This window comes from Adhaeribacter pallidiroseus, assembly GCF_003340495.1.
Lineage (GTDB): Bacteria > Bacteroidota > Bacteroidia > Cytophagales > Hymenobacteraceae > Adhaeribacter > Adhaeribacter pallidiroseus.
In genome coordinates, this window is sequence record NZ_QASA01000001.1 from 1,863,673 (window position 1) to 1,890,040 (window position 26,368).

The following is a 26,368-nucleotide window of genomic DNA, read 5'->3' on the forward strand; positions in this document are numbered from 1 at the left end:
TTGCAGGACGAAAAAGAATATGAACAAAAACGCACTACCTTATTTACTTTACTGTTCTTGGCCCAAGCTGGATACATCGACCTGTGCTTTGGGGATGAGAGTGGTTTTTCGCTGATGCCGACTGTTCCTTATGGTTGGATTAAAAAAGGCAAGCAAGCTTGCCTCTTAGCGCAACGCAGTGCCCGGGTGAATGTGTTTGGCTTATTGTCGACTACTAATCAGCTCACGGCTTACCAGAAACAAGAAAGCCTTACTGCTGATTTTATTATAGAATGCCTGGAAGATTTTTGCCCAACTATATCCCAAATGACGGTGATTGTTTTAGATAATGCCCCTTTACATACCAGTACTACCTTTCGCGCTAAACAAGCCGAGTGGGAAAGCAAAGGCCTTTACCTCTTTTTTTTACCTAAGTATAGCCCCCACTTAAACCGGATCGAACAACTTTGGAAGCAAATCAAACATCATTGGCTCAAAGCGGCGGACTATCTTTCTTTAACCCATTTGAAACAAGCTCTAGAGCGCATCATTACTGGTTTTGGTACCTCTTTTACCCTGGATTTCAAACAACTTGACTTATCCCTTTTTCCTATACTTAATTTTGATTGAGTACTTATTTACTTTAAATAATTACAAGTTGCAGAAAATACCTACCATTAGGTATTGCGCTATTAACAACTTGTGCTTATATATGCAGTAAATCTGAAAAAAGTAAAGATTAATATTAAAATTTTTATATAGAGGTTTTAATTTTAATTACTTGAACATAAAAAATATGACTTAATCTGAAAATAACTATTTAAAAATGCTTTAAAAAAGTGGTAAAAATAACCGGCACCTAGTCGTGCACATGCTCTGCCGCTTGCTGGTTAAGCCGCTGGCTATTACAAAGGGTTTTACCAGTATAAATCCTGCAGTTCTTGTTCTAATATCAATTTGGTTGTTAATGCATTACGTTTATGTTATTTAATTCTTTCGAGTTTTTGCTTTTTTTTCCGGTTGTTACCCTGCTTTTCTTCTTGTTACCGCATCGTTTTCGTTGGATACTTTTGTTAACGGCCAGTTGTTTTTTTTACATGTTTTTTGAGCCGGTTTATATTTTAATCTTATTCTTCACCATTATCATTGACTACTACGCGGCTATTCTGATACAAAATAGTGCTACTAAAAAGAAAAAAGATTTTACTTGGTTTGGAGTTTAATTGCTAACCTTGGCGTACTGGCTATTTTTAAATATTTTAATTTTTTTAATCAAAATATTACCGCTCTTGGCGAAGCTTTCGGCTACCAGAACCAAATTCCTTCCTTAACTATTCTGCTGCCCATCGGGCTTTCTTTCCATACCTTTCAGGCTATGAGTTATACGATTGAAGTATACCGGGGCAACGAAAAAGCAGAACAACACTTTGGGATCTATGCTTTATATGTCATGTTTTATCCGCAGTTAGTAGCCGGGCCCATCGAAAGACCGCAAAACATTTTGCACCAATTTCACGAGAAGCACTATTTTGACTACGACCGGGTTACCGACGGTTTAAAACTAATGGCTTGGGGCTTATTTAAAAAAGTGGTGATCGCGGACCGACTGGCCTTGATGGTAAACAAAGTGTACAATAATCCTACGGATTACGAAGGCATTTTTTTAATTATAGCCACGGTATTTTTTGCGTTTCAAATATTCTGCGACTTCTCCGGTTACTCCGACATAGCTCTCGGGTCGGCCCAGGTAATGGGATTTACCTTAATGGAAAACTTCCGGCGGCCGTACGCGGCTAAATCTATTAAAGAATTTTGGGGACGCTGGCATATTTCCCTGTCTACCTGGTTCCGGGATTACCTATATGTGCCTTTGGGCGGCAACCGGGTAAGTACCTGGCGTTGGTATTATAATATCTTTATTGTTTTTCTGGTGAGCGGCTTATGGCACGGAGCCAGTTGGACGTTTATTATCTGGGGCGCTTTACACGGATTTTACCAGATTTTTGGTTTTATTACCGCGGCTCAGCGAAACCAACTGGTAAAGCATTTACAACTTCGTAAGTTTCCTGTTTTTTATAATACGCTACAGCTAGTTACTACTTTTTCATTAGTTTGCTTTGCCTGGATATTTTTCCGGGCCAATTCTTTAGCTGATGCCTGGTACATCAGCACGCACTTATTCCAGAATCTGCTGGGCAGCACGAAAGAGTTTGGTTCGCAACTACTGTTTGGCCGCAATATTCTGGGCCAATACAAGCAAGAGTTTTTTCTGGCAGTGCTGTTTATTATTGTTTTAGAAAGAGTGCATTACCTGCAAAGCCAGCAGAAACTCCGGCTGGAAATTTCCAAATTCCGCCCGCTTTACCGCTGGGGATTGTACTCGATGTATCTCCTGGTTTTCATATACTTTGGGGTGTTTAATTCTAATTCATTTATCTATTTTCAGTTCTAATGAGCCGAATTTTTAAAAAAATTGGTCTACTGACTGGATTGGTAGTCTTACTCTTGATGCCCATTATCTGGCGGTTTAACGTAGGGCATTTAGATACACACTACACTCGTTTAACTACAACCAAAGCTCCTTCCTTAATTATAGGTACCTCGCGGGCCGCCCAAGGAATATTACCACTCATGTTTAAGGAGATGGCTCCCCACATGCAAAATTTTGCTTTTACCATCATGCATACGCCTTTCGGTCCAACTTATCTGGACCTGATTCACAAAAAATAGACCCAAAAACCCGGGATGGCTTGTTTATCATCGCCGTTGATCCCTGGTCGGTTTCCGCTTTGTCAAAAGAAGAAATTAAATCGGGAGAATTCCGGGAAAATAAAGTGTTTACTTCTAAAATTAATTTTGTAAACCTAAACCCTAACCTGGAATATATTCTGCGTTATTACAGCAAGCCTTTTTACACGGTGTTTGTTCAGGAAATGTACGACCTGATTATGAAAGGTACTCCCGATACCAAGTTGCACAAAGATGGCTGGCTGGAAGTAAACGTACCCGTAGACGCGGCTTCGGTTAAAAAAAGAATGCCTGGAAAATTAAAAGTGTACCAGCGGTATGTGCAGGAAGCTGTTATACAAACCAAAAGGCTGCAATCTTTAGAAGAAACTATTAAACTCCTGGATAGGCACGGCGCTGTGTATTTGGTAAGGCTACCCGTGTCTAAAGAAATGAAAACCATTGAAAACAGATATTCTCCTGAATTTGATACGCTCATGCAATCTATGGCCGCAAAATATCAGGTTAATTACCTGAACTACTTTAATGATTCTGGGAAATATCAAACCGTAGATGGCAATCACTTATACAAAGAAGCCAGTAAAGCCATTTCGTTGAAATTAGCCACCGATATTAAACAATTAAATAAGGTGGCGCAGGCCAAATAACACCGTTTTTTAAATTTCAGACGAATAGTCAACGGACAATGCCGCTATCTTTGGTGTTAGCAATGTTTCACCACTTTTAATTCCTTAGTGTGTCAATAGAAATTATTCATCCGTTTATGTTGGCAAAATCCGGTGGTAGTATATTTACCTCATCCGGATTTTTTTATAAATCCGGATCGCTAGCATTAAGATAACCGCAAATAAAATTAATCCTACTAAGCCCCATAAAAAGTCGACACTGTTTTTTAATACTACCAAAAAAACAATGCTTACCAAGAATAAAGTAGCTACTTCGTTCCAGATGCGGAGCTGCGTAGGGCTTTGTTTTACCTGCCCGCGGGCGTGTTGTTTAAAAATGCGATGGCAACTCAGGTGATATAAAAATAACCCGAATACAAAGCCTAGTTTTATTAGGAGCCAACCCGGCAAACTACCATAGAGATACGCCATCCAGGTACCAAAAATTAAAGTGAGGATTGCCGAAGGCCAAGTGATGCCGTACCAAAGGCGCTTTTCCATGAGTTGTAATTGATTTTGCAAAATGCTTTTATCGGGTTCGGACTTTTCGGCGGCTTCGGTAAAATAGATGAACAAGCGAACAATGTAAAATAACCCGGCAAACCAGGTAACTACGAATATAATGTGCAGCGATTTAACGTAGTAGTAAGTCACAGGTAAGATTTATACTTTAAAATTCAGAGTGCCGTAACGTTCCGCGAGCAACCTGCTCTGGAACAAACTTAAGGAATAAGCTACTTAGTATACAAATTTTTAAATTTTGGATCGGTTAAGATTTACAAATCTCCCCGCATTATATAAAGACTTTAAGATTCTGATGCACCTTTATTCAGCCTCAGGAATCTCTTGTTTATTCATAAACGAAATTTCTGGAATAAGAAAGGCTTTTTATTTTGTAAACAAGTAGTATCGTATAACTTTTGCTTTGTTTTTATACTGTTTAATTGCATTTCGCTCAGCTTCTTTTACTTCTGTTTAAAAGCAAATAAAAGCCGGCGTCTCACCTTTTAAAAATAATAACGCTGGTTTAGCTATATCAAAAAGACTCTTATATTTGTCGTTTATACAATTAGCCGCATTAAACAAAATTTAAAAAAAAGCTTAATAAACGTATTCAGTAGTTATATATTCCGTATTCTTCTTTTACCGGAGGTATATCACCATTAAGTAAAAAAACAAATGACACAAACAGCTAAGATTGTTTACACCATAACGGATGAAGCACCGGCTTTAGCCACCTATTCTTTACTGCCCATTATTAAAACTTTTACCCAGGCCGCCGATATCGCGGTTGAAACAAGAGATATTTCGCTAGCTGGCCGGATCTTGGCCGCTTTTCCGGAAAATTTAACCGACGATCAAAAGCAAAACGACGATTTAGCTTACTTGGGTGAGTTAGCTAAAACTCCCGAAGCTAATATTATAAAATTACCCAATATTAGTGCTTCTATTCCGCAATTAATTGCCGCCATTAAAGAATTACAAACGCAAGGTTACCATATTCCGGATTACCCCGCAGATGCCCAAACCAGTGCCGACAACGAGTTGAAAGCCCGTTATGCCAAAATTTTAGGTAGTGCCGTAAACCCGGTTTTACGCGAGGGCAATTCCGATCGCCGGGTGGCCGATCCGGTGAAACAATACGCGAAGAAAAATCCGCATAGCATGGGCTCTTGGTCTTCGGATTCAAAGTCGCATGTGGCACACATGGAGAGTGGCGATTTTTACGGCAGTGAGCAATCAATAACGCTGGAGCAAGCCGGCGAAGTAAAAATAGAATTTGTAAGTGCCAATGGTACCACCAAAACGCTGAAAGAAAATTTAAAATTAAAAGCCGGTGAAGTAATTGATGCTTCGGTGATGAGCAAAAAAGCGTTACGCGCTTTTTTTGAAAAAGAAACTGTGGCTGCCAAAGAGCAAGGGGTGTTATTATCTTTGCACTTAAAGGCTACCATGATGAAAGTATCGGACCCGATTATGTTTGGGCACGCGGTTTCCATATTTTTTAAAGATTTATTCCAGAAACACGCCGCTACTTTCCAAGCGTTAAACGTGGATCCGAATAATGGATTTGGCGATGTTTTAGCTAAAATCCAAGATTTACCCGCTGATCAAAAGGCCGAAATAGAAGCCGATATTAAGCAAGCTTATGAAAACGGACCGGAGTTAGCGATGGTAGATTCGGCTAAAGGCATTACCAATTTAAACGTGCCGAACGATATTATTATTGATGCTTCCATGCCGGCAGCGTTTCGTAATTCGGGCCAAATGTGGGGACCGGATGGCAAGCTGCGCGATACGAAATATATGATTCCCGACCGCAGCTACGCGGGTATTTACCAGGTAGTCATTGATTTTTGTAAAAAGAACGGCGCTTTTGATCCGAGTACCATGGGTACTGTGCCTAACATTGGTTTAATGGCCCAAAAAGCCGAAGAATACGGGTCTCACGACAAAACTTTCCAGATAGCAGAAAGCGGTACCGTGCGGGTAGTAGATGCCGCCGGTAAAACGTTAATGGAGCATGCCGTAGAAGAAGAGGATATCTGGCGGATGTGCCAGACCAAAGATTTACCTATCCAGGATTGGGTAAAATTAGCCGTAACCCGGGCCCGCATTACCAACACCCCCGCTATTTTCTGGCTGGATAAAAATCGGCCGCATGATGCCAATTTGATTAAAAAGGTAGAACGTTACCTGCAAGATCAAGATACTACCGGCTTGGAAATTAAAATTATGACCCCCACGGAGGCCATGCAGTATACCTGCGAGCGGGCTAAAGCCGGTAAGGATACGATTTCGGTAACCGGTAATGTGTTGCGCGATTATTTAACCGATTTGTTTCCGATCCTGGAATTAGGTACCAGCGCCAAAATGCTTTCTATTGTTCCTTTATTAGACGGTGGTGGTTTGTTCGAGACCGGTGCCGGTGGATCAGCACCGAAACACGTGCAGCAGTTTATGGAAGAAAATTATTTACGTTGGGATTCGTTGGGTGAGTTTTTGGCTTTAGGGGTATCCTTGGAAGATTTGGCTTATAAAACCAATAACGCCAAAGCCCAAATATTGGCCGAAGCATTAAACCAAGCTAACGGTAAATTTTTAGAAAATGATAAATCGCCGGCCCGTAAAGTAGGGGGCATCGATAACCGGGGCAGTCATTTTTACCTGGCCTTGTACTGGGCCCAAGCCATGGCCGAACAAACGAAAGATGCGGAGCTCCAGGCTAAGTTCACCAACCTGGCGAAAGAACTTACCGATAACGAAGCCAAAATAGTGGAAGAACAAATTGCGGCTCAGGGTAAACCTGTAGATATAGGCGGTTACTACCACCCGGATTCTAGTAAAGTAGAAGAAGCCATGCGCCCTAGTGCTACACTAAATGCAGCATTAATTAATTTTTAAAGTAGCATAAAAAATTAAAAAAGCCGTCAGATTCTTTTTTCTGACGGCTTTTTTTTAGGGCTAGAATTTAAAAAATTTAAAAATTCATCTGCAGTTATGCATTTTTTAAAATTTACTTGCTTCTAGTCTTTAGTAAAACTGGTAACTAAAAGCAATAGCGGGTCTTTGGAACAATTTCCTTCAGTTAAGCCAAAAGAATTATAAAATGTTTTCCTTCGAAGGAAGTTGGGGGATAATCAACAGCATTGGAGTAATATTGTTTTAAAAATAACATTCCTTCCCTGAAGGACCTTAGTCTTCCGACTGGCATGTAACGGATGATTTGTTTTAAGGAAGTTAGGAGACTTCCAGTTGTCTGTTAAGCACAAGTGTCGCTGCGCTGAATACTGGCGCTAGTTCTGGAATAACGAACAACTAAAAACGACCAGCTATTTATTTGTGTCTTTTTACTTAAATAAAGTTCTGGCCTTTTTTGTTTTTAGCATCGGCCAGAAAATCTTTCACCCGCTGTTCGTCTTGTTTGGGGCAAATCATCAGTACATTGTCGTATTCGGCAATTATAAAATCATTTAAACCATCTACTACTACTAAACGATCTTTCGGAGTTTTTACAATGCAATTGGTAGTTTCGTAGAGCATTACTTCCCCATCAATCACGTTACCTTGGGCATCTTTATCCCCAATGGCGTACAACGAATTCCAGGTGCCTAAATCCGACCAGCCCAAGTTGCTGGGGAGCATGTATACATTATTAGCTTTTTCCATGATGCCGTAATCAATAGATATGTTGCGGCAGTGCGAATAAGCCCGGTTAATAAAAGCAGCTTCCTGATCCGTATTAAAAACCGGAATGCCTTCGTCAAAAATCTCGGTTATCTCGGGTAAAAATTCATAGAAAGCCTTTAAAATACTTTGCACGTTCCAGATAAAAATGCCGGCATTCCACACAAAATCCCCACTTTCCAGGAAAACCTGGGCAATTTCCAGGTTAGGCTTTTCGGTAAAAGTTTTTACTTTCTTAAGTTCCTTCCCTTCTTCTAAGTATTGAATATAGCCATAATTAGTATCCGGACGGCTGGGGGTGATGCCCAGGGTAATTAACACATCCGATTTACTGGCGGCCGCCAAGGCTTTTTTAATTCTTTCCTCAAAAGCTTCTTGCTTTAATATCACGTGGTCGGCGGGTGCCACAATGATGTTTGCTTTTGGATTGATCTGATTAATTTTATAAGCAGCGTAAGCAATAGCTGGGGCGGTATTGCGGCCAATGGGTTCGCACAAGATCTGGTTTTCCGATAAATAAGGAATTTGTTGTTTTACCAGATCGCGGTAATCGGAGTTGGTAACAATAAAAATGTTTTCCGGGGCACAGAGTTTTTTGAATCGGTTTACCGTCATTTGCAGCATAGACTCACCTACGCCTAAAACATCATGAAACTGTTTGGGATTACTTACCCTACTAAAAGGCCAAAAACGGGTTCCAATTCCGCCAGCCATAATGATGGCATAAGTTTGCTGCATATTAAGTTATACTAAACCTTCTTTCAATAGGTCGTGTAAGTGAATGAATCCAGCAAAAATACTGGATTTTGTAACAATTAATTGGGTAATATTTTTTTTCTGCATCAAGGCTAAAGCGGCCGTGGCGTACTCGTCTTCATCAATCGTTAAAGGATTACGCGTCATAATATCAGCGGCCGTAATGCTTTGCAGCGATTCATACTGGGTCAGCATGCGTCGCAAATCCCCATCCGTAATAATACCGGTTAAGGTACCACTTTCGGCGGTAAGTACCGCCGTTGCGCCCAAACGTTTCGAAGAAATTTGAATAATTATTTCTTTTAAGTTGGCGTTTTCACTTACCATGGGTACCTCGTGTTGCTTATAAATATCGCATACTTTTAAATATAACTGCTTACCTAAAGATCCTCCCGGGTGTAATTCGGCAAAATCGCGGGTACTAAAATCACGGGCTTCGAGTAAACAAACGGCCAAGGCATCGCCCAATGCCAGCGCAGCCGTGGTGCTGGAAGTTGGGGCTAGGTTATGCGGACACGCTTCTTTATCTACCGTGGCATTTAATATATAATCGGCGTTTTGGGCTAGGTACGAGTTAACATTACCCACTAAGGCGGCTAGTTTTACTTCTTTGCGTTTGAGCAAGGGCGTTAAAACTTTTATTTCGGGCGTATTGCCGCTTTTAGATAAGCATATTACAAAATCATCTTTCTGAATCATGCCCAGATCGCCGTGTATCGCATCGGCGGCGTGCATAAACAAGGCGGGAGTGCCTGTGGAGTTTAGCGTAGCTACAATTTTGGCCGCAATATGGGCACTTTTTCCGATGCCGGTAACTACAACGCGACCTTTTATTGCTAATATTGCACGAATACAGTCTTCAAAATCAGAATTTACAAATTTTATCAGGTTTTGGATAGCAATTGCTTCGTCTTCTAAGACTTTTTTTGCAATTAATTTAATATCTTTCGCTATATTCAATTTAAATTTGTGTTAAACAATCAGACGATTTAAATTTAGATACTGTTCTAAATTATTTATTATACGCTACACCATGTCAGTTACGCAAGAGGTCAGTTTAAAAAGCAAATTAAAGGAAGTTTTCGGGTTTAATCAATTTAGAGGCACTCAGGAAGCTATTATAAATAATATTATCCGGGGCCATAATACGTTTGTAATTATGCCTACGGGCGCCGGCAAATCGCTTTGTTACCAGTTACCGGCTTTAGTGCTCGACGGTACGGCCATTGTTATTTCGCCTTTAATTGCGCTGATGAAAAACCAGGTTGACCAATTAAATGCCTTTGGTGTAAATGCTCAATTTTTAAATTCTACTTTATCTAAAGCCGAAATAAATAAAGTAAAAAAAGAAACGATTAGCGGTGAAGTGAAATTACTCTACGTAGCCCCGGAATCGCTTACTAAAGACGAGACTATTGATTTTCTGCAAAAAGCAAAAATCTCGTTTGTGGCCATCGACGAAGCCCATTGTATTTCGGAATGGGGACACGATTTTAGACCAGAATATCGCAAAATCCGGGGTATCATCGATAATATTGGCAACTTACCGATCATTGCTTTAACGGCCACGGCTACACCTAAAGTGCAGTTAGACATCCAAAAGAATTTGCAGATGGACGATGCTTCGGTTTTTAAATCGTCTTTTAACCGCACCAATTTATACTACGAAGTTCGTCCGAAACACAATACTAAAAAACAGCTGATTCAATACGTAAAAAAGCACAGAGGCAAGAGTGGCATTGTTTACTGTTTGAGCCGCAAAAAAGTAGAGGAAATTGCCGAACTGCTGCGTGTAAATGATGTAAAAGCGCTACCGTACCATGCTGGCTTAGATGCGAGCGTGCGCATGGCCAACCAAGATGCTTTCCTGAACGAAGATGCGGATGTAATTGTAGCTACCATTGCCTTTGGGATGGGTATTGATAAACCCGATGTGCGGTTTGTGATTCACTATGATACCCCTAAATCCATTGAAGGCTATTACCAGGAAACCGGCCGGGGTGGCCGCGATGGCTTGGAAGGAAATTGCTTGATGTTTTACTCCTACGATGATATTGTTAAACTGGAGAAATTTAATAAAGATAAACCCGTAACCGAGCGCGATAATTCTAAATTATTGTTGCAGGAAATGGCCTCTTACGCCGATTCGGCGGTTTGCCGACGGAAGCAATTGCTGCATTATTTTGGCGAAATCTACGAGAAAGATTGTCAGTTCTGCGATAATTGTTTGCACCCCCGGGAACGTTTCGAAGCCCAGGATGAAGTTTCGCTGGCTTTGCAGGCCGTAGTAAGTACCGACCAGCGCTTCGGGATGGACCATATTGTGGAGGTGTTACGCGGTACCAATAACCAATACGTAGAAAGTTACGGCCACGACCAATTGCCGGAATATGGTAAAGGAGCGGAGCGCGATGTGCAGTTCTGGAGTTCTTTGTTGCGCCAGGTTTTACTTTCCGGTTTTCTGGAAAAGGATATCGAGAATTTTGGGGTAGTTAAAATTACCCCCAAAGGTCTGAACTTTATCGAAAATCCGCACCCCATAAAATTAACCAAAGACCACGACTTCGAACAAGAAGTGTTGCAGGAAGAAGAAAAAGAAGAAACCCAATCATCCGCTGGTCACGATACGGTATTGTTTGATTTATTAAAGGCACTCCGGAAGAAATTAGCCAAAGAATTGGATTTGCCGCCTTACGTGTTGTTTCAGGATCCATCCCTAAAAGAAATGGCCACCACTTACCCCACCACCAAAGAAGATTTGGCGCATATTGCCGGCGTAGGGATGGGGAAAGTACAAAAGTTCGGGAAACAGTTTCTGGATTTAATTAGCAAGTACGTAGAGGATAACGACATTGTAACGGCGGCAGATGTAGTCGTGAAAACCACCGTTAACAAGTCCAAAATTAAAATTTACATTATTCAGCAGATTGATAAGAAGATGGATCTGGAAGAAATTGCTTCTTCTAAAGACATTACCATGCACGAATTAATCGAGGAAATTGAACATATCTGCTATTCGGGGACCAAGCTTAATTTAAATTATTACATCGACGGAGTGCTCGACAAAGAGCGGCAGGAAGAAGTATACGATTACTTTATGCAAGCCAATACCGATAACATTGCCGTGGCTTTAAAAGAGCTCGGCACCGATGATTACACCGAAGAAGATATTCGTTTAATGCGCATTAAATTTTTGAGTGAATACGCCAATTAAGTATCCTGGATTTACGCAGAAAATTTAGATTTTAAATGGCGTAAGAACGAAAACATTAAGTTTGCAGATTCATGTTTCTGATTTTAAATGAAAGGCTAGCTCTATTGGTTAGCCTTTTTTCTTTGCCTTTATACTCAATTATTCTTTAATATTCATAAAATAAATTGCCCTTATTACCATTACAGGTATTTGCTCCCAAAATAATATCCGTAATCTGCAAAATCCGCGAAAATCCGTGTTCTAATTTTAATAACTTCGCAGTTTACTGGGTTAGTTTTATAGCGTATTTAGTAGCAAAACTTTAATTTGCTAATTTTACCAGAAGCTCAACTATTCAACAAAGCTATTATGAATATATTAATTATCGGATCGGGCGGAAGAGAGCACGCCTTAGCCTGGAAGCTGAAACAAAGCGAATATTGCGAACGCATTTTTGTGGCTCCGGGTAATGCGGGCACCGCGCAAATCGCTACGAATGTGGATATTTCTATTTCCAACTTTGAAGAACTAGCTAAGTTTGCCGATGATTTTAATATCATGATGTTGGTAGTGGGTCAGGAAGCGGCCTTGGTTGATGGCATCCATGATTATTTCCAAAGTTTGGAATACTTAAAACACATTTTGGTAATTGGACCTTGTAAAGCTGGGGCGCAACTGGAAGGAAGCAAAGATTTCTCAAAAAAATTTATGCAGCAGTATAATATCCCAACCGCGCGTTACCAAACGTTTACGCTAGATACGTATGACCAAGCTGTGGCGTATTTAAAAAATCATGCGTACCCCGCCGTATTAAAAGCTGATGGTTTAGCTGCCGGTAAGGGCGTGGTAATAGCCAATACTTATAACGAAGCCACAGCGGAACTGGAAGCCATGCTGCACCAGCAAAAGTTTGGCGCTGCCAGTAGTAAAGTAGTAATCGAAGAATTTCTGCAAGGGATAGAGGTATCAGTATTTATTTTAACAGATGGCAAGGAATACGTGCTTTTACCCGAAGCGAAAGATTACAAACGCGTAGGGGAAGGCGATACGGGTTTAAACACCGGTGGCATGGGTGCTATTTCGCCGGTACCCTTTGCCAACGAAATATTTATGGAAAAAGTAAAGACCCAGGTTATTGAACCTACCTTGCTGGGCTTGCAGGCCGAAAATATTCCGTACAGCGGGTTTATTTTTATCGGGTTAATGAATGTAAACGGCGAACCTTACGTAATTGAATACAATGTACGCCTCGGTGACCCGGAAACCGAAGCTATTTTACCCCGCATTCAATCTGATTTATTTGAACTGTTCCGGGCTTTACACGACCATGATTTGCAAAATTTTAAATTAAAAGTAGATCCCCGCACCGCGGCGACTATTATGTTGGTGGCCGAAGGTTATCCGGGCTATTACCGGAAAGGCGACGAAATTTCTGGACTGGATGATCTTACCGAAACGTTGGTATTCCAAGCAGGTACTACCCTAGCCGAAGATAAAAAAATAGTAACCAACGGCGGCCGGGTACTGGCGGTTACCGGAATGGGCGAAGATATTTTAGAAGCTCTAAACCAAGCCCGGCAAACGGCGGAAAAAATTACCTGGTCCGGCAGAAATTACCGTCGGGACATTGGCTTTGATTTAATTCCCAATTACAGCAGTTAATATGCAAAGAATTAGATGAGTTTATTTTTTATAAGCTTGCTGATAGAGAAAAATTTAAAAAAATTCTAATTGGTGATGCAGGGAGTAAAGCTGTAGATTATGGGGTAAATACCAAAGAAAAGAGGCTAACCATTCTGGTTAGCCTCTTTTCTTTAATATCAGCTTACTAACTAAAGTTAAATATGCAGAAATAAAATCTTCGAAGATTATTCGCAATTACGCTTAGCAATAGTCTTCAAAAGCGCCTTTTAAATTATCCACGATCCGGATTAAATCATTGCCTTCAATGTGGTAGCGTTCAATCATGTGCACCAACTCGCCATTCTTAAACAAAGCAATGGAAGGAGAAGAAGGAGGGTATGGTAACATGTGTTCCCGGGCTTTCGCTACAGCTTCGCCTTCCATCCCGGCAAAAACCGTTACTAATTTATCCGGCCGTTTTTCGCTCGACGAAACAGCCATTTTTAAGGCTGGCCGGGCTTTCGCAGCCGCGCAACCACAAACAGAATTAACGGCAACCAAAACGGTACCTTCTTGTTCCGATAGTACTTGGTCTACTTCTTCGGGGGTCATTAATTGCTCAAAACCAGCGGATGTTAAATCTTCGCGGATTGGAGCCACCATATATTCAGGATACATTCCCATGATTATAAATTTTTAAACGGTTTAATAAACAAGTCAAGGCGTAAAATTACACAAACTTTCTAATAAGCAATAAACATAGAAGTAGGGGTAATCCGTTCCAGTAAACAATCTGCTGGTAGCTTAGTTTAAAAATATTCCTGATTGATTTTACCAAGTAACAAATAAGATAGAGACAAATCTTAGTTGTAAATGGCTATTTTCTACCTCTAGCAAAAAATTCCTAAAGAGTCGGAGCTTTAATCACTAAAGAAATATTGAGCTGCATTATTTTATCAGCGAAACTAAAAATTTAAAAATTAATCTATCAAAGCAGAATTATATATTTCTAATGGTCCATTATGTTAGATTTAATATAAATCTAAAGCTATTTTAAAAAAGTGTTCACAAAAGAGGCTAGTTATAGTAAGCAAATAATGCTTGTAGAAGCTTTATTTAGAAATAGTCGTATGATTTTCAAGCTTGTTTTTCTTTAAATAGCTAGGTTTTGTTAAGTTAGGGTATAAAATGCATAGTTGGTTTTAAAACCCGGAATATGGTAGAGATTCAACCGGAATTAAAAAAAGTACTGAAACCTGTACATTTATGGGCTTTAGGAGTTGGCCTGGTTATATCGGGCGAGTATTTTGGTTGGAATTATGGTTGGGGAGTGGCGGGTACCCTTGGATTTTTGGTGGCTACTGTAATAGTGACTATTTTCTACGTTACTTTTATTTTTAGTTTTACCGAACTCACTACTGCTATTCCCCACGCGGGCGGGCCATTTGCTTATGCATACCGCGCCCTAGGTCCGTTTGGGGCATTAATTGCCGGATACGCCACCTTAATAGAATTTGTCTTTGCAGCCCCGGCCATTGCTTTTGCTTTAGGGAGCTACGTGCATTTTTTATACCCCGCTGTACCCGTTCTGGCTACGGCAATCGGCTGTTACGTTATTTTTACCTGCTTAAATGCCTTAGGGATTAAAGAGTCTGCTTTGTTTTCGGTAATTGTAACAGCGCTTGCCGTGTTGGAATTAATTATTTACCTGGGGATTGTGGCTCCTGCATTCGAAGCTGCGAATTTTTTAAAAAATTCCTTACCGTATGGCTGGACAAGCATATTTGCGGCGCTTCCTTTTGCCATTTGGCTTTACGTGTGTATTGAAGGAGTAGCCATGATGGCCGAAGAAGTAAAAGACGGTAAAAAAGCAATTGCTCAAGGATATATTTCGGGTATCCTGACTTTAATGGTACTGGCCTTAGGTGTTATGATTTTTACCGGCGGCATTACGAATGGGCAATCATTAGCCAGTATTGATTATCCTTTACCGGCAGCCATTGGGCTGGTGTTAGGAAGAGATAATGCCATTACAAAGCTGTTTGCCAGCATTGGTTTATTTGGCCTGATTGCTTCTTTTCACGGTATTATTTTAACGTATTCCAGGCAACTGTTTGCCCTGGCCCGGAGCCGTTATTTACCTGTTTCCCTAGCCCGCCTGCATCCGCGTTATCGAACGCCGCATGTTGCTTTGCTCACCGGTGCGGGCTTCGGTATGCTGGCCTTATTTTACCTCGATACTAGTAAACTGGTTATTTTATCTACGTTTGGCGCCGTAATCATGTATATAACGAGTATGGTAAGCTTATTTGTTTTACGCGCAAAGGAGCCTACTTTAGTTCGGCCCTTTAAAGCGCCACTTTATCCTTTTTTTCCGGGGTTGGCTTTAGGATTGGCCGTAGTAGCAGCTATTGCTATTTTCTATTATTACCCGGGGCTTTGCTTGGTATTTTTTGTGGGTTTAGGTTTAACTTCCTTAATTTTCTTTTTAACCGGTAGCCACAAGCAATTAATAGACGAAAGTTTGTATAGGTCGCCTCCAGCCGAAGTTAGTTTTTCCCGGACTAATCCGGCCGTAAAGCCCTCGGAAATATGAGTTACCAGCATACCATCCGGCAGCATACCTACTCTTTTCCCGACTTAAAATTTTTGATGGCGAAAGCTTCGCCGTACCGATCCGGCGATGTGCTGGCCGGCTTAGCAGCTTTAACTTACGAGGAAAGAGTGGCGGCGCAATTTTGCCTGGCCGATGTGCCTTTAAAAGCTTTTTTGAACGAAGCCCTTATTCCGTACGAAGCCGATGAGATTACCCGGTTAATTATCGACTGCCATAATGCAGAAGCTTTTGAGCGAATTAGTTATTTTACCACCGGTGAGCTGCGCGATTGGTTATTGAGCGAGGCGGCAGATACGCTTTCCCTGAGTCAAGTTGCGCCTGGTTTAACCCCCGAAATGGTGGCGGCGGTTAGTAAACTCATGCGTAACCAAGATTTAATTTTGGTAGCGCAAAAGTGCGAAGTAATTACTAAGTTCCGTAATACCATTGGTTTAAAAGGTAGATTAGCCACCCGCTTGCAACCTAATCATCCTACCGACGACCTAAAGGGAATCGCTGCTAGTATGTTGGATGGTTTACTATACGGTAGTGGCGATGCGGTCATTGGGATAAATCCGGCTAGTGATCGTCCGGCCACCGTTATTCAATTATTAGAAATGCTGGATTACGTGCGTCAGCAATTTGCCATTCCTACCCAGAGTTGTGTACTATGCCACGTAACTACAGCTTTGGAAATAATAGAACAGCAAGCACCGGTAGATTTAATTTTTCAGTCGATTGGCGGTACCGAAAAAACGAACCAGAGCTTTGGGGTAAACCTAGCTTTGTTACAAGAAGCTTATGAAGCGGCTCTGGCTTTAAAGCGTGGTACTTTAGGTAATAACGTGATGTACTTCGAAACCGGTCAGGGCAGTGCTTTATCGGCTAATGCGCACGCCGGCGTAGATCAGCAAACTTGCGAAGTTCGGGCTTATGCGGTAGCCCGCCACTTTCAGCCGCTTCTGGTGAATTCAGTGGTGGGTTTTATTGGGCCGGAGTATTTGTACAATGGCAAACAAATCATTCGGGCGGCCCTGGAAGATCATTTTTGCGCCAAAGTTTTAGGTTTACCCATGGGAGTAGATGTCTGTTATACCAACCACGCCGATGCCGACCAAGATGATATGGATAATCTGCTCACTTTATTGGGAGTAGCGGGTTGTAATTTTGTAATGGGGGTGCCTGGTGCCGACGATATTATGTTGCACTACCAATCTACCTCTTTTCATGATGCGCTTTATGTCCGGAAAGTATTGGGATTACGGCCGGCGCCCGAGTTTGAACAATGGCTGCAGCAACAAGGAATTATGGACAGCACTGGCCAACTGCTGCAAGCCGGTGCCAACCATCCGCTTTTAAAAAAAGCTTTTTAGTGGTACTTATCCGCCGGGTAAGTTGATTTTTTTAAATTTTTTATGTTTTCGAGAGCTGAATTTGCCTTTTAATTTTGATTATAAGTTTAACGCTGGGTAAATTTTTAATGTAAGTTATCAGAATGAACAAGGAAAACTTAACACCTTATAACTCGCCTGAAAACGATCCCTGGACCACATTGCGGGAGTTTACGGCTGCTCGTATTGCTTTGGGCCGGACAGGTGTTTCGGAACCATTGCACCAATCGCTGCAATTCAAATTAGCTCATGCCCACGCCCGTGATGCCGTGTTTTCCCAGTTAAATAGCACCGAATTAGCCAATAGAATCAGCTCTGTTATTGCTTTACCGGTACTCTCAGTAAAAAGCCAGGTAAGTAACCGGCCGGAATACCTGCAACGTCCGGATTTAGGGCGAAAGCTGCACGAAGCTTCGGTGCAGCAACTAAAAGATCTACCGGCAGCGTCTCCGGATATAGCCATTATGCTGGCCGATGGTTTATCCGCTACGGCTATAAACCAGCACGCTGTTCCGGTATTGCAAAAGTTGGTACCGGCCTTGCAAAAATCCCGTATTTCCCTAGCACCCATCACCATTGTAGAATACGGCCGGGTGGCCATCAGCGATGAAATTGGTTTTTTACTAAGGGCGAAATTAGCTTTAATCTTAATCGGTGAAAGACCCGGATTAAGTTCTCCCGATAGCATGGGAGCGTATTTCACGTTTAACCCGCAACCTGGCTTAACCGACGAATCCCGGAATTGTTTGTCCAATATTAGGCCCACCGGATTGGCTTACCAGGTAGCCGCCGATAAATTGTTTTATTTATTACAACAAGCTTTGCAATTAAAATTATCGGGAGTTTTACTGAAAGACAACTTTAGTTTATTGGAATAAGTACTCGATCAAAACAAATAATGTTACCTGGTGTTCGGGAGCGTTGCGGCTAGCTGGGTAGTCGGGTAAGTTTCTGCTGCGAGATGACTGAAGGCCCAGGACTTTAACTAGTACGTATACGGCCCGAAGGTATAACCGATATCCCCGGAAGCCGATATTGCCGCAATAGTCGGGTCTCAAATGAGTTTCCCGCTGGTGTCCGGGGGCAGGTTCAGGTAAACGGACCGGCCTTTAATTAATTTACCTTGTTTTTTCAGCAAAGAGTTTTCCGACATATAAGCCAAGAAAGCCGCTTGGGTTTCCTGATCTACCGCCATCTTCGCAAAAGCTAGTTCCGTATTTATTACTTCCTGCACCGTACCCTGAGCTTTGGCAAAACAAACAAAAGCCCCAGCGCCATCCGAGTATGCATAGTCCTTTCACCTGTTTAAAAGATTGGCCAATGGTTATTATTTAATCTTACAAGCCGTTGTAAATTTAAAAAAACAGCAAACAAATAAAGGAAGTTGCTATTGTTACAGCGATTATAGCTTAGGCAAAATCAAAAATCCGTTGCTTCGTTCTTAATAAACGCTTCAGAAGTTTGCTGGGTTAATCGAATAAAAGCTGCTTCCATGGCTACTTCGGAGGTAAATCCTACTTTTTGGGCAATAACTAGTTTGCTGGTAGGTTGTTCCGGGATAGTTGTAAATAGCTCCTGTGCCGCTGTTACCCGGTACTGATTTATAAAATCATAAAAATTTTTATCGAGATGGCTGTGGATTAAGTACAATAAATATTGCCGGGGTACCTGCAACTGATCAGCCAGTTCCTGAATGGTTAAATCGCTTTGCTGATACGGTTTTTGCGTTTCCATAATGGTATTTAGCCGGTCGTAGTATTTCTCCAGAACGGCTGGCTTTAAGGTGTACTTTCGGTATTTTTTAGGTAAGCCAGGCAAGCCGATAGGTTCCGCATCATGGATGTCGGCGGGAGCTAAATCATCCTCTGCAAAAGGCGTATTTCCGGCATTATCCGCCGAAATAATCGCCTTAACTTTTAATTTCGGGAATAATTGAGATTGTCTTAAAGTTTTAAAACCGATCCAATACACAGCAGCAATCACTACTAAAAAGTGCAAATAATAATGATACATTTCGGTTAAAACCGGTAAATATTTATTATTTAAGGTTACAGCCAGCACGGCTGCAAAAAATATAACCAGTAAAAAGTAAATTGCTTTTTTCAGCCAATCCAGCTTTACATTTTCTACATCCGAAAAAGTATCATATATTCTATGGTCGTATTGCGCCAGGCTTTTTAAAGAATATACCAGATAAAAAAATACCTGAAAAAGCGTTACCTGCCGGATTAAACCAAAATCATCTTGCCGGTCTACTTCCAGATCACTAAAATAAGCTACTGTTTTACTGTTGGTTTCGATAAAGTAAGGCAACAGGTAAAATAGGGTAACTAATACCGGAATAAAATGAATAATTTCGATGGGAAAAAGCCGGGGATTTCGCGCAGTTAATTTCCGGACAAACAAATACAGCATGGGGCCAAAAAGCATGGGAATCAGCCAGCTTATTTTGCTTAAATGCGGAAACCTGGTGAAGAAGTTTTGAGTATCAAAAGCTACCAAAAGCGACTGCACCGCCATTAAAAGTATTAATACACTAAGCAGCCAGTTGGCTAACTGATTCGGTTTTCTGGTAAATAATCTGAAAGCAATGTAAAGGCCCAAAAGAGCACCTGCCGCTAAACTGTATTGCAGCAATGTTATAAAATTCATAAATAATCTGCCGGTAATACCGCAAAAGTAAATAAATCTGCGATTAAATAGTGGAATGCTATTTTTTAAACCTCATTATATTTTTATTTTCAGGAAAAACAGGCGGGTCATCATTGTTTATAATTCACAAAAGTGTTACTCCAGAGTTGCCAGACGCCTCTTTTAACCCTGCAGTAAATTACCGCCGCGCGGGTAAAGTTATTGGTAAGATTAGGAAGTAAACTTTTGATTTCCTTATTTTATTGCCTGATCAGCAAGGGCATCTTCAGAATGAATAAATGCCGTTAAATTTTCTAAAGGTAAGCCTATTCGTTTATGGTCCTTCATTTAATTTCGGGTCCGCGCAATATTTCTACCGCTTTAATGTATTCTTTTGCGCAACGGCCCGATACGAAAGTAATGGATGAGCCTTTTTACGCAGTTTATTTAAAAATATCGGGCCTCCACCATCCGGGTCGGGAGCAGGTGCTTCGAGCCTTAGACCAAGATCCTCATAAAGTTTTTGAATTTATCAACCAGCAGGAGCAGGAATTAGGGAACGTGTTCGTGAAGAATATGGGGCATCACCTGCAAGGCTTCAATTATGAGCAAATTAAAAATTATCAGAATATTTTTTTGATCCGGGAGCCGGGCCAAATGCTGTATTCTTACGCGAAAGTGCGGGAGCAACCTACCTTAAACGATATTGGCATAAAGCAACAAGCCGACTTATTTACGTGGTTACAAGCTGAGGGGCAATCGCCGGTGGTGCTCGATGGAAGTGAACTGCTTAGAAACCCCGCTAAAGTTTTAACGGAATTGTGTACCCGCCTGCATTTACCTTTTACACAATCCATGCTTTCGTGGCCCGCCGGCCCGCGACCGGAAGACGGCTGCTGGGCACCTTACTGGTACGCAAATGTACATCAGTCCACTGGCTTCCGGCCGCCCGATAGCGTAAGTACTACTTTGCCCGAAAATCTGGCAGCGGTTAAAGAAGCTTCGTTGCCTTATTATAATTATTTAAAAAAATACGCCATTTTAGCTTAGTTATGCAGCAACAGTATGATTCTCGCAACGCCGATATTCAAGTTTGGGTAAATGGTTTGTGTCACCGGCAGGAGGCCCGCGTTTCTGTTTTTGACAGTGCCGTGCAAGGCGGTGATGCCGTTTGGGAAGGTATCCGGATTTACCAAGGTTACGCCTTCTTGCTGGAGCAACACCTCGATCGTTTAGTAGAATCGGCGCATGCCCTGGCTTTTGCCCAGGTACCCGACCGGGAAGAAATTAAACAATCTATTTTTGCAACGTTGCAGGCCAACCATATGGTGGATAACGCCCATATCCGGCTTACGCTTACGCGGGGCGAAAAAATAACTTCCGGCATGGACCCGCGCTTAAACCAGGCCGGCTGCACTTTAATTGTATTGGCCGAACACAAACCGCCGGTATACGATAATGCTACGGGTATTAAATTAATTACCAGCGCCATTCGCCGGAATAGTCCGCAATTTCTGGATTCAAAAATTCACCATAATAATTTATTGAATAACATTCTGGCTAAAATAGAAGCTAACGTGGCCGGAGCCGATGATGCCATTATGCTGGATCATTTAGGCTTTGTGGCCGAAACCAATGCGACCAATTTGTTTATGGTGAAACACGGCACGCTTTATACGCCTTTGCCCGATGCCTGCTTGCCGGGACTTACGCGCAAGTTAACCCTGCAATTGGCCCAAGAGCTGCAAATACCCACCCGGGAGAAAAACCTATCGCTCACGGAGTTTTACAATGCCGACGAAGCTTTTGCCACCGGCACCATGGGCGAACTAACCCCCATTCAGGAAATAGATGGTCGCCGGGTTATTAACCGGCAAGAAGGATCGGTACTAACGCAATTGCAAACGCATTTCCGAACCAAAATTTCTGTTTACGGGGTAAAGCTGCCTTTCTGAAATAAATTTTTAAATTTTTTTGATGCAAGCAAGATTATAGTATCCTTTGTTTGATTTAGAGTACTTCGACAAAATTAGTTTATAATAAATGTGCATTTTCGATGCGTGTCATTCAGAAGGAAACTATTCTGCAACGCAGCTTTATGGATTTCTCATGAAAACAGAATAATTTAACTTGGTTCTATAAAAGTTTTTACCAGCTAGGATTAATTATAAAAAATATATTTAAGAGTGGAAAAGTAAAATAAGTGGACAAAGATATAGCATTGTTGACGCTTAATGAAAAATGGAGTTGCGATTTGTCTTTTGGCTGGGTACCCATTACAAGCAAAGAAGCAATCGAAAATGTAGAAATATATAACTCAAATTACTTTCAGTACTATACAGAGGAAATAAAAGAAGTAATAAAAATCAAGCTTAAAGTTATCCAACTTTTAGGAATCCGAGAAGACGGCCAATTTAAGGAAGTCAATATTGATGATTGCAACTTCGCCTATGACGGACTTGAATATATCTACACAGACAAGAACTTCGAATTTGTGTTATATTTTTCACACGAAAACTCTACTACAATTGGCGGAAGGGAAATGATCTCTGAAATCCACGAAATTTGGCCTGAGTATCGTGAACATTTTAGGGTGCCTTTACTGAGTGATTAAAATTAAGCCAAAAAATACATAAATGCCAGCTTTTCCGTCGTGTATTAGTCCGTTATCACCAGTAATTAGTCGAACAACAAATAACTAATACGAACAAGACTTATCGTTAATTGCTTTGCATTTTTTATAATTTTATACTTGTTCCGGAATTAAATAGCCGCTTTCTGTTTTAAATTTTTTATTTTAACTGCGTCTAAACGATTCAGAATGGATCGGGTGTTAGACAACATTGGCACTTACTAACTTGGCTCTTCATGAAACCCATTGTGCAAATTTCCCTGGATCTCACTAATTTAGAAGAAGCGCTGGAAACGGCGGCCATGGCTTTGCGGGCCGGCGTGGACTGGCTCGAAGCCGGTACTCCTTTCATTCTGGCCGAAGGCCTGCACGGCGTACGGGAGTTAGCCAAAGCTTTTCCGGGAGTACCCTTGGTTGCCGATTTAAAGACCATGGATGGTGGTTACCTGGAAGCCGAAATGATGGCAAAAGCCGGTGCTACCCACGTAGTAGTTATGGCGCGCGCTCACGCCGAAACCATAAAATGCGTGGTGCAGGCTGGCCGGGACTTCGGCGTAAAAGTAATGGGCGATAATATGGTTTGTGCCGATAAGGTAGCGGGTGCCAAATGGCTCGAAGATTTAGGCTGCGATTACGTTATCCACCACATCGGGTACGACGAACGCCGCGGCATTGCGGCCCAAGGTAAACCCATGCCCAGCCCCTTAGATCAATTGCGCGAAGTAGTACGGATGGTGCAAATACCCGTGCAGGCGGTTGGCGGACTTTCGCTGGAACAAGCTATTCAATGCCCGGCTTACGGGGCGCCGTTGGTGGTATTAGGCGCACCTTTAACCATTGATGCGGATGCTTTTAAAACGGCTGATGGCGATCTGGAAACATCGTTGCGCCTTATTTGCGACGAAATACATGCTTATGGCGATGTCCCGGTTGGGGGTAGTTAAATTGCTTTACAGCGTTAAGGCTTGATAAACAAAATAAAATTTTAAAAAAATTCTTTGCTTGTTCTTGTTTCATTAAAGTGAACTAACCTAAATCTGATAACTATTTATGAAATCAGCTGCCGTAGTAAATTTTTCTCCGGAAAAAGGATCCGTGGAAATTCGTGAAATCAGTAAACCGGCCATTGGCGACGACGATGTATTGCTGGAAGTAGCCAATGTAGGCGTATGCGGCAGCGATTTGCACCAATGGACTTCCGACCATAGCTGGCCCGTGAATTATCCGGTAGTGTTGGGCCATGAATTTGGCGGACACGTGGTAGAATTAGGTAGCCGGGTAACCGGCTGGAAAGAAGGCGACCGGGTAGTAAGCGAAACCGCTGCGGTAATCGACCCTAACAACCCGATGAGCCGCCGCGGCTTGTATAACCTGGATCCTACCCGCAAAGGATTTGGCTACGGCGTAAACGGTGCCATGACCCGGTTCGTGCGGGTGCCGGCCCGCTGTTTGCACCGGGTTCCCGATAATTTGCCTTTTGAACAAGCCTGTCTGACGGAACCATGCAGCGTGGCCTTTAACGCGGTGGTTGAAAATTCCCGTTTAAAACCCGGCGACCGGGTAATCGTGTTGGGTCCCGGTACGATTGGAATATTATGCGCCGCGGTGGCTCGCTTGTGCGGCGCCGATGTAGCCATGGTGGGTTTAGAGGCCGATCGGCACCGCTTAGATATTGCCGCCGCATACGGCTGCGAACCTATTGTGGGCGACGCTACTGCTTGGGCGCAGCAACGCGATGGTTTAGGCGCTGATTGTATTATTGATGCTGCCGGCGTAAGTGCCACCTTAAAATTAGCCCTGCAACTGGTTCGCCCGAATGGCCATATTACCAAGGTAGGTTGGGGACCGCAGCCCATTCAGTTTTCCTTAGATCCGCTAGTGCAAAAAAACGTTACGCTCCAAGGAAGTTTCAGTCATAATTGGCCGGTTTGGGAGCGGGTAATTGCTTTGTTAGCCAGTGGCCAGTTAAATGTTAAACCAATTATTGGCGGCGTATGGCCGGTAACAGAGTGGCACGAAGCTTTTGATAAAATGCACCGCGGCGAAGTAGTGAAAAGCGTTTTAAAACCAGTTTAAACCATGCGCTTAGCAGACAAAGTTATTATTGTAACGGGCAGTTGCACCGGTATTGGCAAAGCCATTGCTGAGCGTTGTGTAGCGGAAGGAGCTAAAGTTATTATTCATGGACTGGAACAAGATTTAGGAGAAGCAGTAGCGGCTAAATTAGGATCGCTAAAATCTGTTTTACATATCGAAGATTTGACTGCCCCTGATGCTCCGCAACATGTAGTAGATGTAGCTTTACAAACTTTTGGCCGCTTGGATGCCGTGGTGAACAATGCGGCACTGGTAATTTCGTCGAACATCCATACCACCGATGCAGCTTTTCTCCGGAAGGTACTGGAGGTAAATACGGTGGCTCCGCTGACCTTAATTAAAGCCGCGTTGCCGCATCTTTCTAAAAACCGGGGCTGTGTGCTGAACATTGGTTCGGTAAATGCCTGGAGCGGCGAGCCTAATTTGTTAGCTTATAGCATTTCCAAAGGCGCACTCATGACCATGACCCGCAACCTAGGCGATACCTTGCACCGGGAAAACGGCGTACGGGTAAACCAAATTAATCCGGGTTGGGTATTAACCGAAAACGAAGCCCAGCGCAAACACGAACAAGGTTTACCCGAAGATTGGTACAAAGCCATTCCGGATGTATTTGCCCCGGCGGGTCGCATTATCTGGCCCGCCGAAATGGCGGCCGCCGCTATTTACTGGCTCGCCGATGAAAGCGGACCCATTAGCGGCCAGGTAGTGGATCTGGAGCAGCATCCATTTATGGGCCGTAATCCACCCAAAGATGCCAGTACACTCACTCCAACCACAAGTTAAGTAGTTGATAGTTATTAGTTGTTCGTTGTTAGATTGATCAATTAATAAAAATCAGTCACTTATTGCAACATCTTCTTTCGTTTATTTTGGTACCATTATTTAACACAATCGAAATAGATTCTTTCAAGATTTTTAAATTTTTAACCTGCAACTTCTAACCTGAAACCCTTATGCCCCAACTAGCGGCCTTCCCGAAAGCGTTTATGCAAGCTCTTTGTAAAGATGGTTCCATGTCCATTAAAGAATGGATTGATTTGGCTACGCCGTTAAACATCGATGGCCTGGAATGGTACGCGGGATTTCTGGAAATGGCCGATGAAAAAAACTGGCCTATTTTTCGGCAAATGGTCGAAGAAAAAGGCAAAGTTATTCCGATGTTGTGCTGTTCCCCCGATTTTACGCACCCCGATGCTGCTTTCCGCGAAAAAGAAATTCAGCAGCAAAAGCGCTGGATTAGTATGGCCCAGGCTTTGGGCTGTTCGTATTGCCGGGTTTTGTCGGGGCAGCGCCGGCCCGAGTTAACGATGGAGCAAGGTGTAAATTTGGCGGCCGAATGCATTATGGCTTGTTTACCGTACGCGCAGGAGCGGGGTATTACGCTCATTCTGGAAAATCATTACAAAGACGATTTTTGGGAATACCCGGAATTTGCCCAGAAAATGGAAGTTTTCTGTCAATTAGTCGAAAAAGTGCAGCATCCCAACTTCGGGGTAAATTACGACCCTAGCAATACGTACCTGGCCGGCGAAGATCCACTGGCATTGCTCCGGCGGGTGTCGCACCGGGTAGTAACCATGCACGCCAGCGACCGCTATTTAATCGAAGGAACTGTAGACGATTTGCGCCGCGAAGAAGGCGGAGCCACGGGTTACGCGCAACGCTTGCGCCACGGCGAGATTGGCAAAGGCCTAAACGATTACGACGCTATTTTTACAGAACTGAAACGCGTGGGTTTTAACGGCTGGATCAGCATAGAAGACGGCGTAGAAGGCATGGAACAACTCGAGCGAAGTGTCGCTTTTCTCCGCAAAAAAATAACAGAGTACTGGCCAGAACATTAAAATTTTTAAATTTTTAGCTTGC

Annotated in this window: 23 protein-coding genes; 17 read left to right on the forward strand and 6 right to left on the reverse strand. The window is 42.4% G+C overall.

Going from position 1 to position 26,368, the window contains the following annotated elements; all coding sequences use genetic code 11:
- From AHMF7616_RS07240 to AHMF7616_RS07255, 4 genes are all read left to right on the forward strand, one after another.
- Complete coding sequence (locus AHMF7616_RS07240; RefSeq protein WP_233507284.1) at nt 1–609, forward strand: IS630 family transposase; 609 nt, start codon at nt 1–3, stop codon at nt 607–609.
- A gap of 577 nt (nt 610–1,186) precedes the next feature.
- Nucleotides 1,187–2,431 (forward strand): MBOAT family O-acyltransferase, encoded by a 1,245-nt coding sequence (locus tag AHMF7616_RS07245; protein ID WP_317047589.1) that lies wholly within the window; start codon nt 1,187–1,189, stop codon nt 2,429–2,431.
- A complete protein-coding gene (locus tag AHMF7616_RS07250) occupies nt 2,431–2,709 on the forward strand; it encodes a hypothetical protein (RefSeq protein ID WP_115372280.1) in 279 nt (92 codons plus the stop codon). Before AHMF7616_RS07245 ends, AHMF7616_RS07250 begins: the two co-directional genes overlap by 1 nt.
- 20 nt (nt 2,710–2,729) lie before the next feature.
- Nucleotides 2,730–3,374 carry a hypothetical protein gene (locus AHMF7616_RS07255; protein WP_147275626.1) on the forward strand — a complete coding sequence of 215 codons (645 nt, stop codon included), beginning with the start codon at nt 2,730–2,732 and terminating at the stop codon, nt 3,372–3,374.
- A gap of 144 nt (nt 3,375–3,518) precedes the next feature.
- Here AHMF7616_RS07255 and AHMF7616_RS07260 read toward each other — a convergent pair whose 3' ends face one another.
- Nucleotides 3,519–4,046, reverse strand: coding sequence for a CopD family protein (locus AHMF7616_RS07260; RefSeq protein WP_115372282.1), 528 nt, complete (start codon nt 4,044–4,046; stop codon nt 3,519–3,521).
- Nucleotides 4,047–4,571: 525 nt separating this feature from the next.
- Between AHMF7616_RS07260 and AHMF7616_RS07265 the strand changes: the two genes are divergently transcribed.
- Nucleotides 4,572–6,797, forward strand: a complete 2,226-nt coding sequence (locus AHMF7616_RS07265; RefSeq protein ID WP_115372283.1) for an NADP-dependent isocitrate dehydrogenase — start codon at nt 4,572–4,574, stop codon at nt 6,795–6,797.
- A 450-nt stretch (nt 6,798–7,247) separates the two neighbouring features.
- Here AHMF7616_RS07265 and AHMF7616_RS07270 read toward each other — a convergent pair whose 3' ends face one another.
- Together AHMF7616_RS07270 and AHMF7616_RS07275 are read right to left on the reverse strand one after the other, a co-directional pair.
- A complete protein-coding gene (locus AHMF7616_RS07270) occupies nt 7,248–8,318 on the reverse strand; it encodes a mannose-1-phosphate guanylyltransferase (protein ID WP_115372284.1) in 1,071 nt (356 codons plus the stop codon).
- 6 nt (nt 8,319–8,324) lie between these two features.
- Nucleotides 8,325–9,296 (reverse strand): KpsF/GutQ family sugar-phosphate isomerase, encoded by a 972-nt coding sequence (locus tag AHMF7616_RS07275; protein WP_115372285.1) that lies wholly within the window; start codon nt 9,294–9,296, stop codon nt 8,325–8,327.
- A gap of 73 nt (nt 9,297–9,369) precedes the next feature.
- Between AHMF7616_RS07275 and recQ the strand changes: the two genes are divergently transcribed.
- Both recQ and purD read left to right on the forward strand, forming a co-directional pair.
- Entirely contained in the window at nt 9,370–11,550 is a 2,181-nt protein-coding gene (gene recQ / locus AHMF7616_RS07280) for a DNA helicase RecQ (protein ID WP_115372286.1), read from the forward strand.
- 348 nt (nt 11,551–11,898) lie between these two features.
- Nucleotides 11,899–13,191 carry a phosphoribosylamine--glycine ligase gene (gene purD / locus AHMF7616_RS07285; RefSeq protein WP_115372287.1) on the forward strand — a complete coding sequence of 431 codons (1,293 nt, stop codon included), beginning with the start codon at nt 11,899–11,901 and terminating at the stop codon, nt 13,189–13,191.
- Between the two features lie 222 nt (nt 13,192–13,413).
- Here purD and AHMF7616_RS07290 read toward each other — a convergent pair whose 3' ends face one another.
- Nucleotides 13,414–13,830, reverse strand: coding sequence for a BrxA/BrxB family bacilliredoxin (locus AHMF7616_RS07290; RefSeq protein ID WP_115372288.1), 417 nt, complete (start codon nt 13,828–13,830; stop codon nt 13,414–13,416).
- 538 nt (nt 13,831–14,368) lie between these two features.
- On the opposite strand from AHMF7616_RS07290, the gene eat reads away from it, so the two are divergent.
- The 3 genes from eat (at nt 14,369) to eutC (ending at nt 18,017) form a co-directional block, all read left to right on the forward strand.
- A complete protein-coding gene (eat, locus tag AHMF7616_RS07295) occupies nt 14,369–15,748 on the forward strand; it encodes an ethanolamine permease (RefSeq protein WP_115372289.1) in 1,380 nt (459 codons plus the stop codon).
- Nucleotides 15,745–17,121: an ethanolamine ammonia-lyase subunit EutB gene (locus AHMF7616_RS07300; RefSeq protein ID WP_115372290.1), complete on the forward strand. Its 1,377-nt coding sequence runs from the start codon at nt 15,745–15,747 to the stop codon at nt 17,119–17,121. Before eat ends, AHMF7616_RS07300 begins: the two co-directional genes overlap by 4 nt.
- Before the next feature lie 122 nt (nt 17,122–17,243).
- On the forward strand, nt 17,244–18,017 hold the full coding sequence (gene eutC, locus AHMF7616_RS07305) for an ethanolamine ammonia-lyase subunit EutC (RefSeq protein ID WP_115372291.1): 774 nt from the start codon (nt 17,244–17,246) through the stop codon (nt 18,015–18,017).
- 176 nt (nt 18,018–18,193) lie between these two features.
- Here eutC and AHMF7616_RS07310 read toward each other — a convergent pair whose 3' ends face one another.
- Both AHMF7616_RS07310 and AHMF7616_RS07315 read right to left on the reverse strand, forming a co-directional pair.
- Nucleotides 18,194–18,373, reverse strand: coding sequence for a hypothetical protein (locus tag AHMF7616_RS07310; protein ID WP_115372292.1), 180 nt, complete (start codon nt 18,371–18,373; stop codon nt 18,194–18,196).
- A gap of 185 nt (nt 18,374–18,558) precedes the next feature.
- Nucleotides 18,559–19,791, reverse strand: a complete 1,233-nt coding sequence (locus AHMF7616_RS07315; RefSeq protein WP_115372293.1) for a helix-turn-helix domain-containing protein — start codon at nt 19,789–19,791, stop codon at nt 18,559–18,561.
- Between the two features lie 315 nt (nt 19,792–20,106).
- On the opposite strand from AHMF7616_RS07315, the gene AHMF7616_RS07320 reads away from it, so the two are divergent.
- The 7 genes from AHMF7616_RS07320 to AHMF7616_RS07350 all read left to right on the forward strand — a co-directional run bounded on the left by AHMF7616_RS07320 (nt 20,107) and on the right by AHMF7616_RS07350 (nt 26,346).
- Nucleotides 20,107–20,820, forward strand: a complete 714-nt coding sequence (locus AHMF7616_RS07320) for a sulfotransferase-like domain-containing protein (RefSeq protein WP_115372294.1) — start codon at nt 20,107–20,109, stop codon at nt 20,818–20,820.
- 2 nt (nt 20,821–20,822) lie between these two features.
- Nucleotides 20,823–21,725: an aminotransferase class IV gene (locus AHMF7616_RS07325; protein ID WP_115372295.1), complete on the forward strand. Its 903-nt coding sequence runs from the start codon at nt 20,823–20,825 to the stop codon at nt 21,723–21,725.
- A gap of 248 nt (nt 21,726–21,973) precedes the next feature.
- A complete protein-coding gene (locus tag AHMF7616_RS07330) occupies nt 21,974–22,384 on the forward strand; it encodes a hypothetical protein (protein WP_115372296.1) in 411 nt (136 codons plus the stop codon).
- A gap of 254 nt (nt 22,385–22,638) precedes the next feature.
- The gene (locus AHMF7616_RS07335; RefSeq protein ID WP_115372297.1) at nt 22,639–23,346 is read left to right on the forward strand and encodes an orotidine 5'-phosphate decarboxylase / HUMPS family protein; all 708 of its coding nucleotides are present in this window, start codon (nt 22,639–22,641) and stop codon (nt 23,344–23,346) included.
- Between the two features lie 106 nt (nt 23,347–23,452).
- A complete protein-coding gene (locus AHMF7616_RS07340; protein ID WP_115372298.1) occupies nt 23,453–24,478 on the forward strand; it encodes a zinc-binding dehydrogenase in 1,026 nt (341 codons plus the stop codon).
- Between the two features lie 3 nt (nt 24,479–24,481).
- Nucleotides 24,482–25,285 (forward strand): SDR family NAD(P)-dependent oxidoreductase, encoded by an 804-nt coding sequence (locus tag AHMF7616_RS07345; protein ID WP_115372299.1) that lies wholly within the window; start codon nt 24,482–24,484, stop codon nt 25,283–25,285.
- 170 nt (nt 25,286–25,455) lie between these two features.
- Nucleotides 25,456–26,346 carry a sugar phosphate isomerase/epimerase family protein gene (locus tag AHMF7616_RS07350; RefSeq protein ID WP_115372300.1) on the forward strand — a complete coding sequence of 297 codons (891 nt, stop codon included), beginning with the start codon at nt 25,456–25,458 and terminating at the stop codon, nt 26,344–26,346.
- Nucleotides 26,347–26,368: the final 22 nt, after the last annotated feature.

Bases quoted from the DNA above. Each gene is read 5' to 3' on its own strand.
- AHMF7616_RS07350 (WP_115372300.1), top strand. From the start codon at position 25,456: ATGCCCCAACTAGCGGCCTTCCCGAAAGCGTTTATGCAAGCTCTTTGT.
- purD (WP_115372287.1), top strand. From the start codon at position 11,899: ATGAATATATTAATTATCGGATCGGGCGGAAGAGAGCACGCCTTAGCC.
- AHMF7616_RS07315 (WP_115372293.1), bottom strand. From the start codon at position 19,791: ATGAATTTTATAACATTGCTGCAATACAGTTTAGCGGCAGGTGCTCTT.
- recQ (WP_115372286.1), top strand. From the start codon at position 9,370: ATGTCAGTTACGCAAGAGGTCAGTTTAAAAAGCAAATTAAAGGAAGTT.
- eat (WP_115372289.1), top strand. From the start codon at position 14,369: ATGGTAGAGATTCAACCGGAATTAAAAAAAGTACTGAAACCTGTACAT.
- AHMF7616_RS07270 (WP_115372284.1), bottom strand. From the start codon at position 8,318: ATGCAGCAAACTTATGCCATCATTATGGCTGGCGGAATTGGAACCCGT.
- AHMF7616_RS07320 (WP_115372294.1), top strand. From the start codon at position 20,107: ATGGTCCTTCATTTAATTTCGGGTCCGCGCAATATTTCTACCGCTTTA.
- AHMF7616_RS07300 (WP_115372290.1), top strand. From the start codon at position 15,745: ATGAGTTACCAGCATACCATCCGGCAGCATACCTACTCTTTTCCCGAC.
- AHMF7616_RS07290 (WP_115372288.1), bottom strand. From the start codon at position 13,830: ATGTATCCTGAATATATGGTGGCTCCAATCCGCGAAGATTTAACATCC.
- AHMF7616_RS07325 (WP_115372295.1), top strand. From the start codon at position 20,823: ATGCAGCAACAGTATGATTCTCGCAACGCCGATATTCAAGTTTGGGTA.
- AHMF7616_RS07250 (WP_115372280.1), top strand. From the start codon at position 2,431: ATGAGCCGAATTTTTAAAAAAATTGGTCTACTGACTGGATTGGTAGTC.
- AHMF7616_RS07340 (WP_115372298.1), top strand. From the start codon at position 23,453: ATGAAATCAGCTGCCGTAGTAAATTTTTCTCCGGAAAAAGGATCCGTG.
- AHMF7616_RS07335 (WP_115372297.1), top strand. From the start codon at position 22,639: ATGAAACCCATTGTGCAAATTTCCCTGGATCTCACTAATTTAGAAGAA.
- AHMF7616_RS07265 (WP_115372283.1), top strand. From the start codon at position 4,572: ATGACACAAACAGCTAAGATTGTTTACACCATAACGGATGAAGCACCG.
- AHMF7616_RS07345 (WP_115372299.1), top strand. From the start codon at position 24,482: ATGCGCTTAGCAGACAAAGTTATTATTGTAACGGGCAGTTGCACCGGT.
- eutC (WP_115372291.1), top strand. From the start codon at position 17,244: ATGAACAAGGAAAACTTAACACCTTATAACTCGCCTGAAAACGATCCC.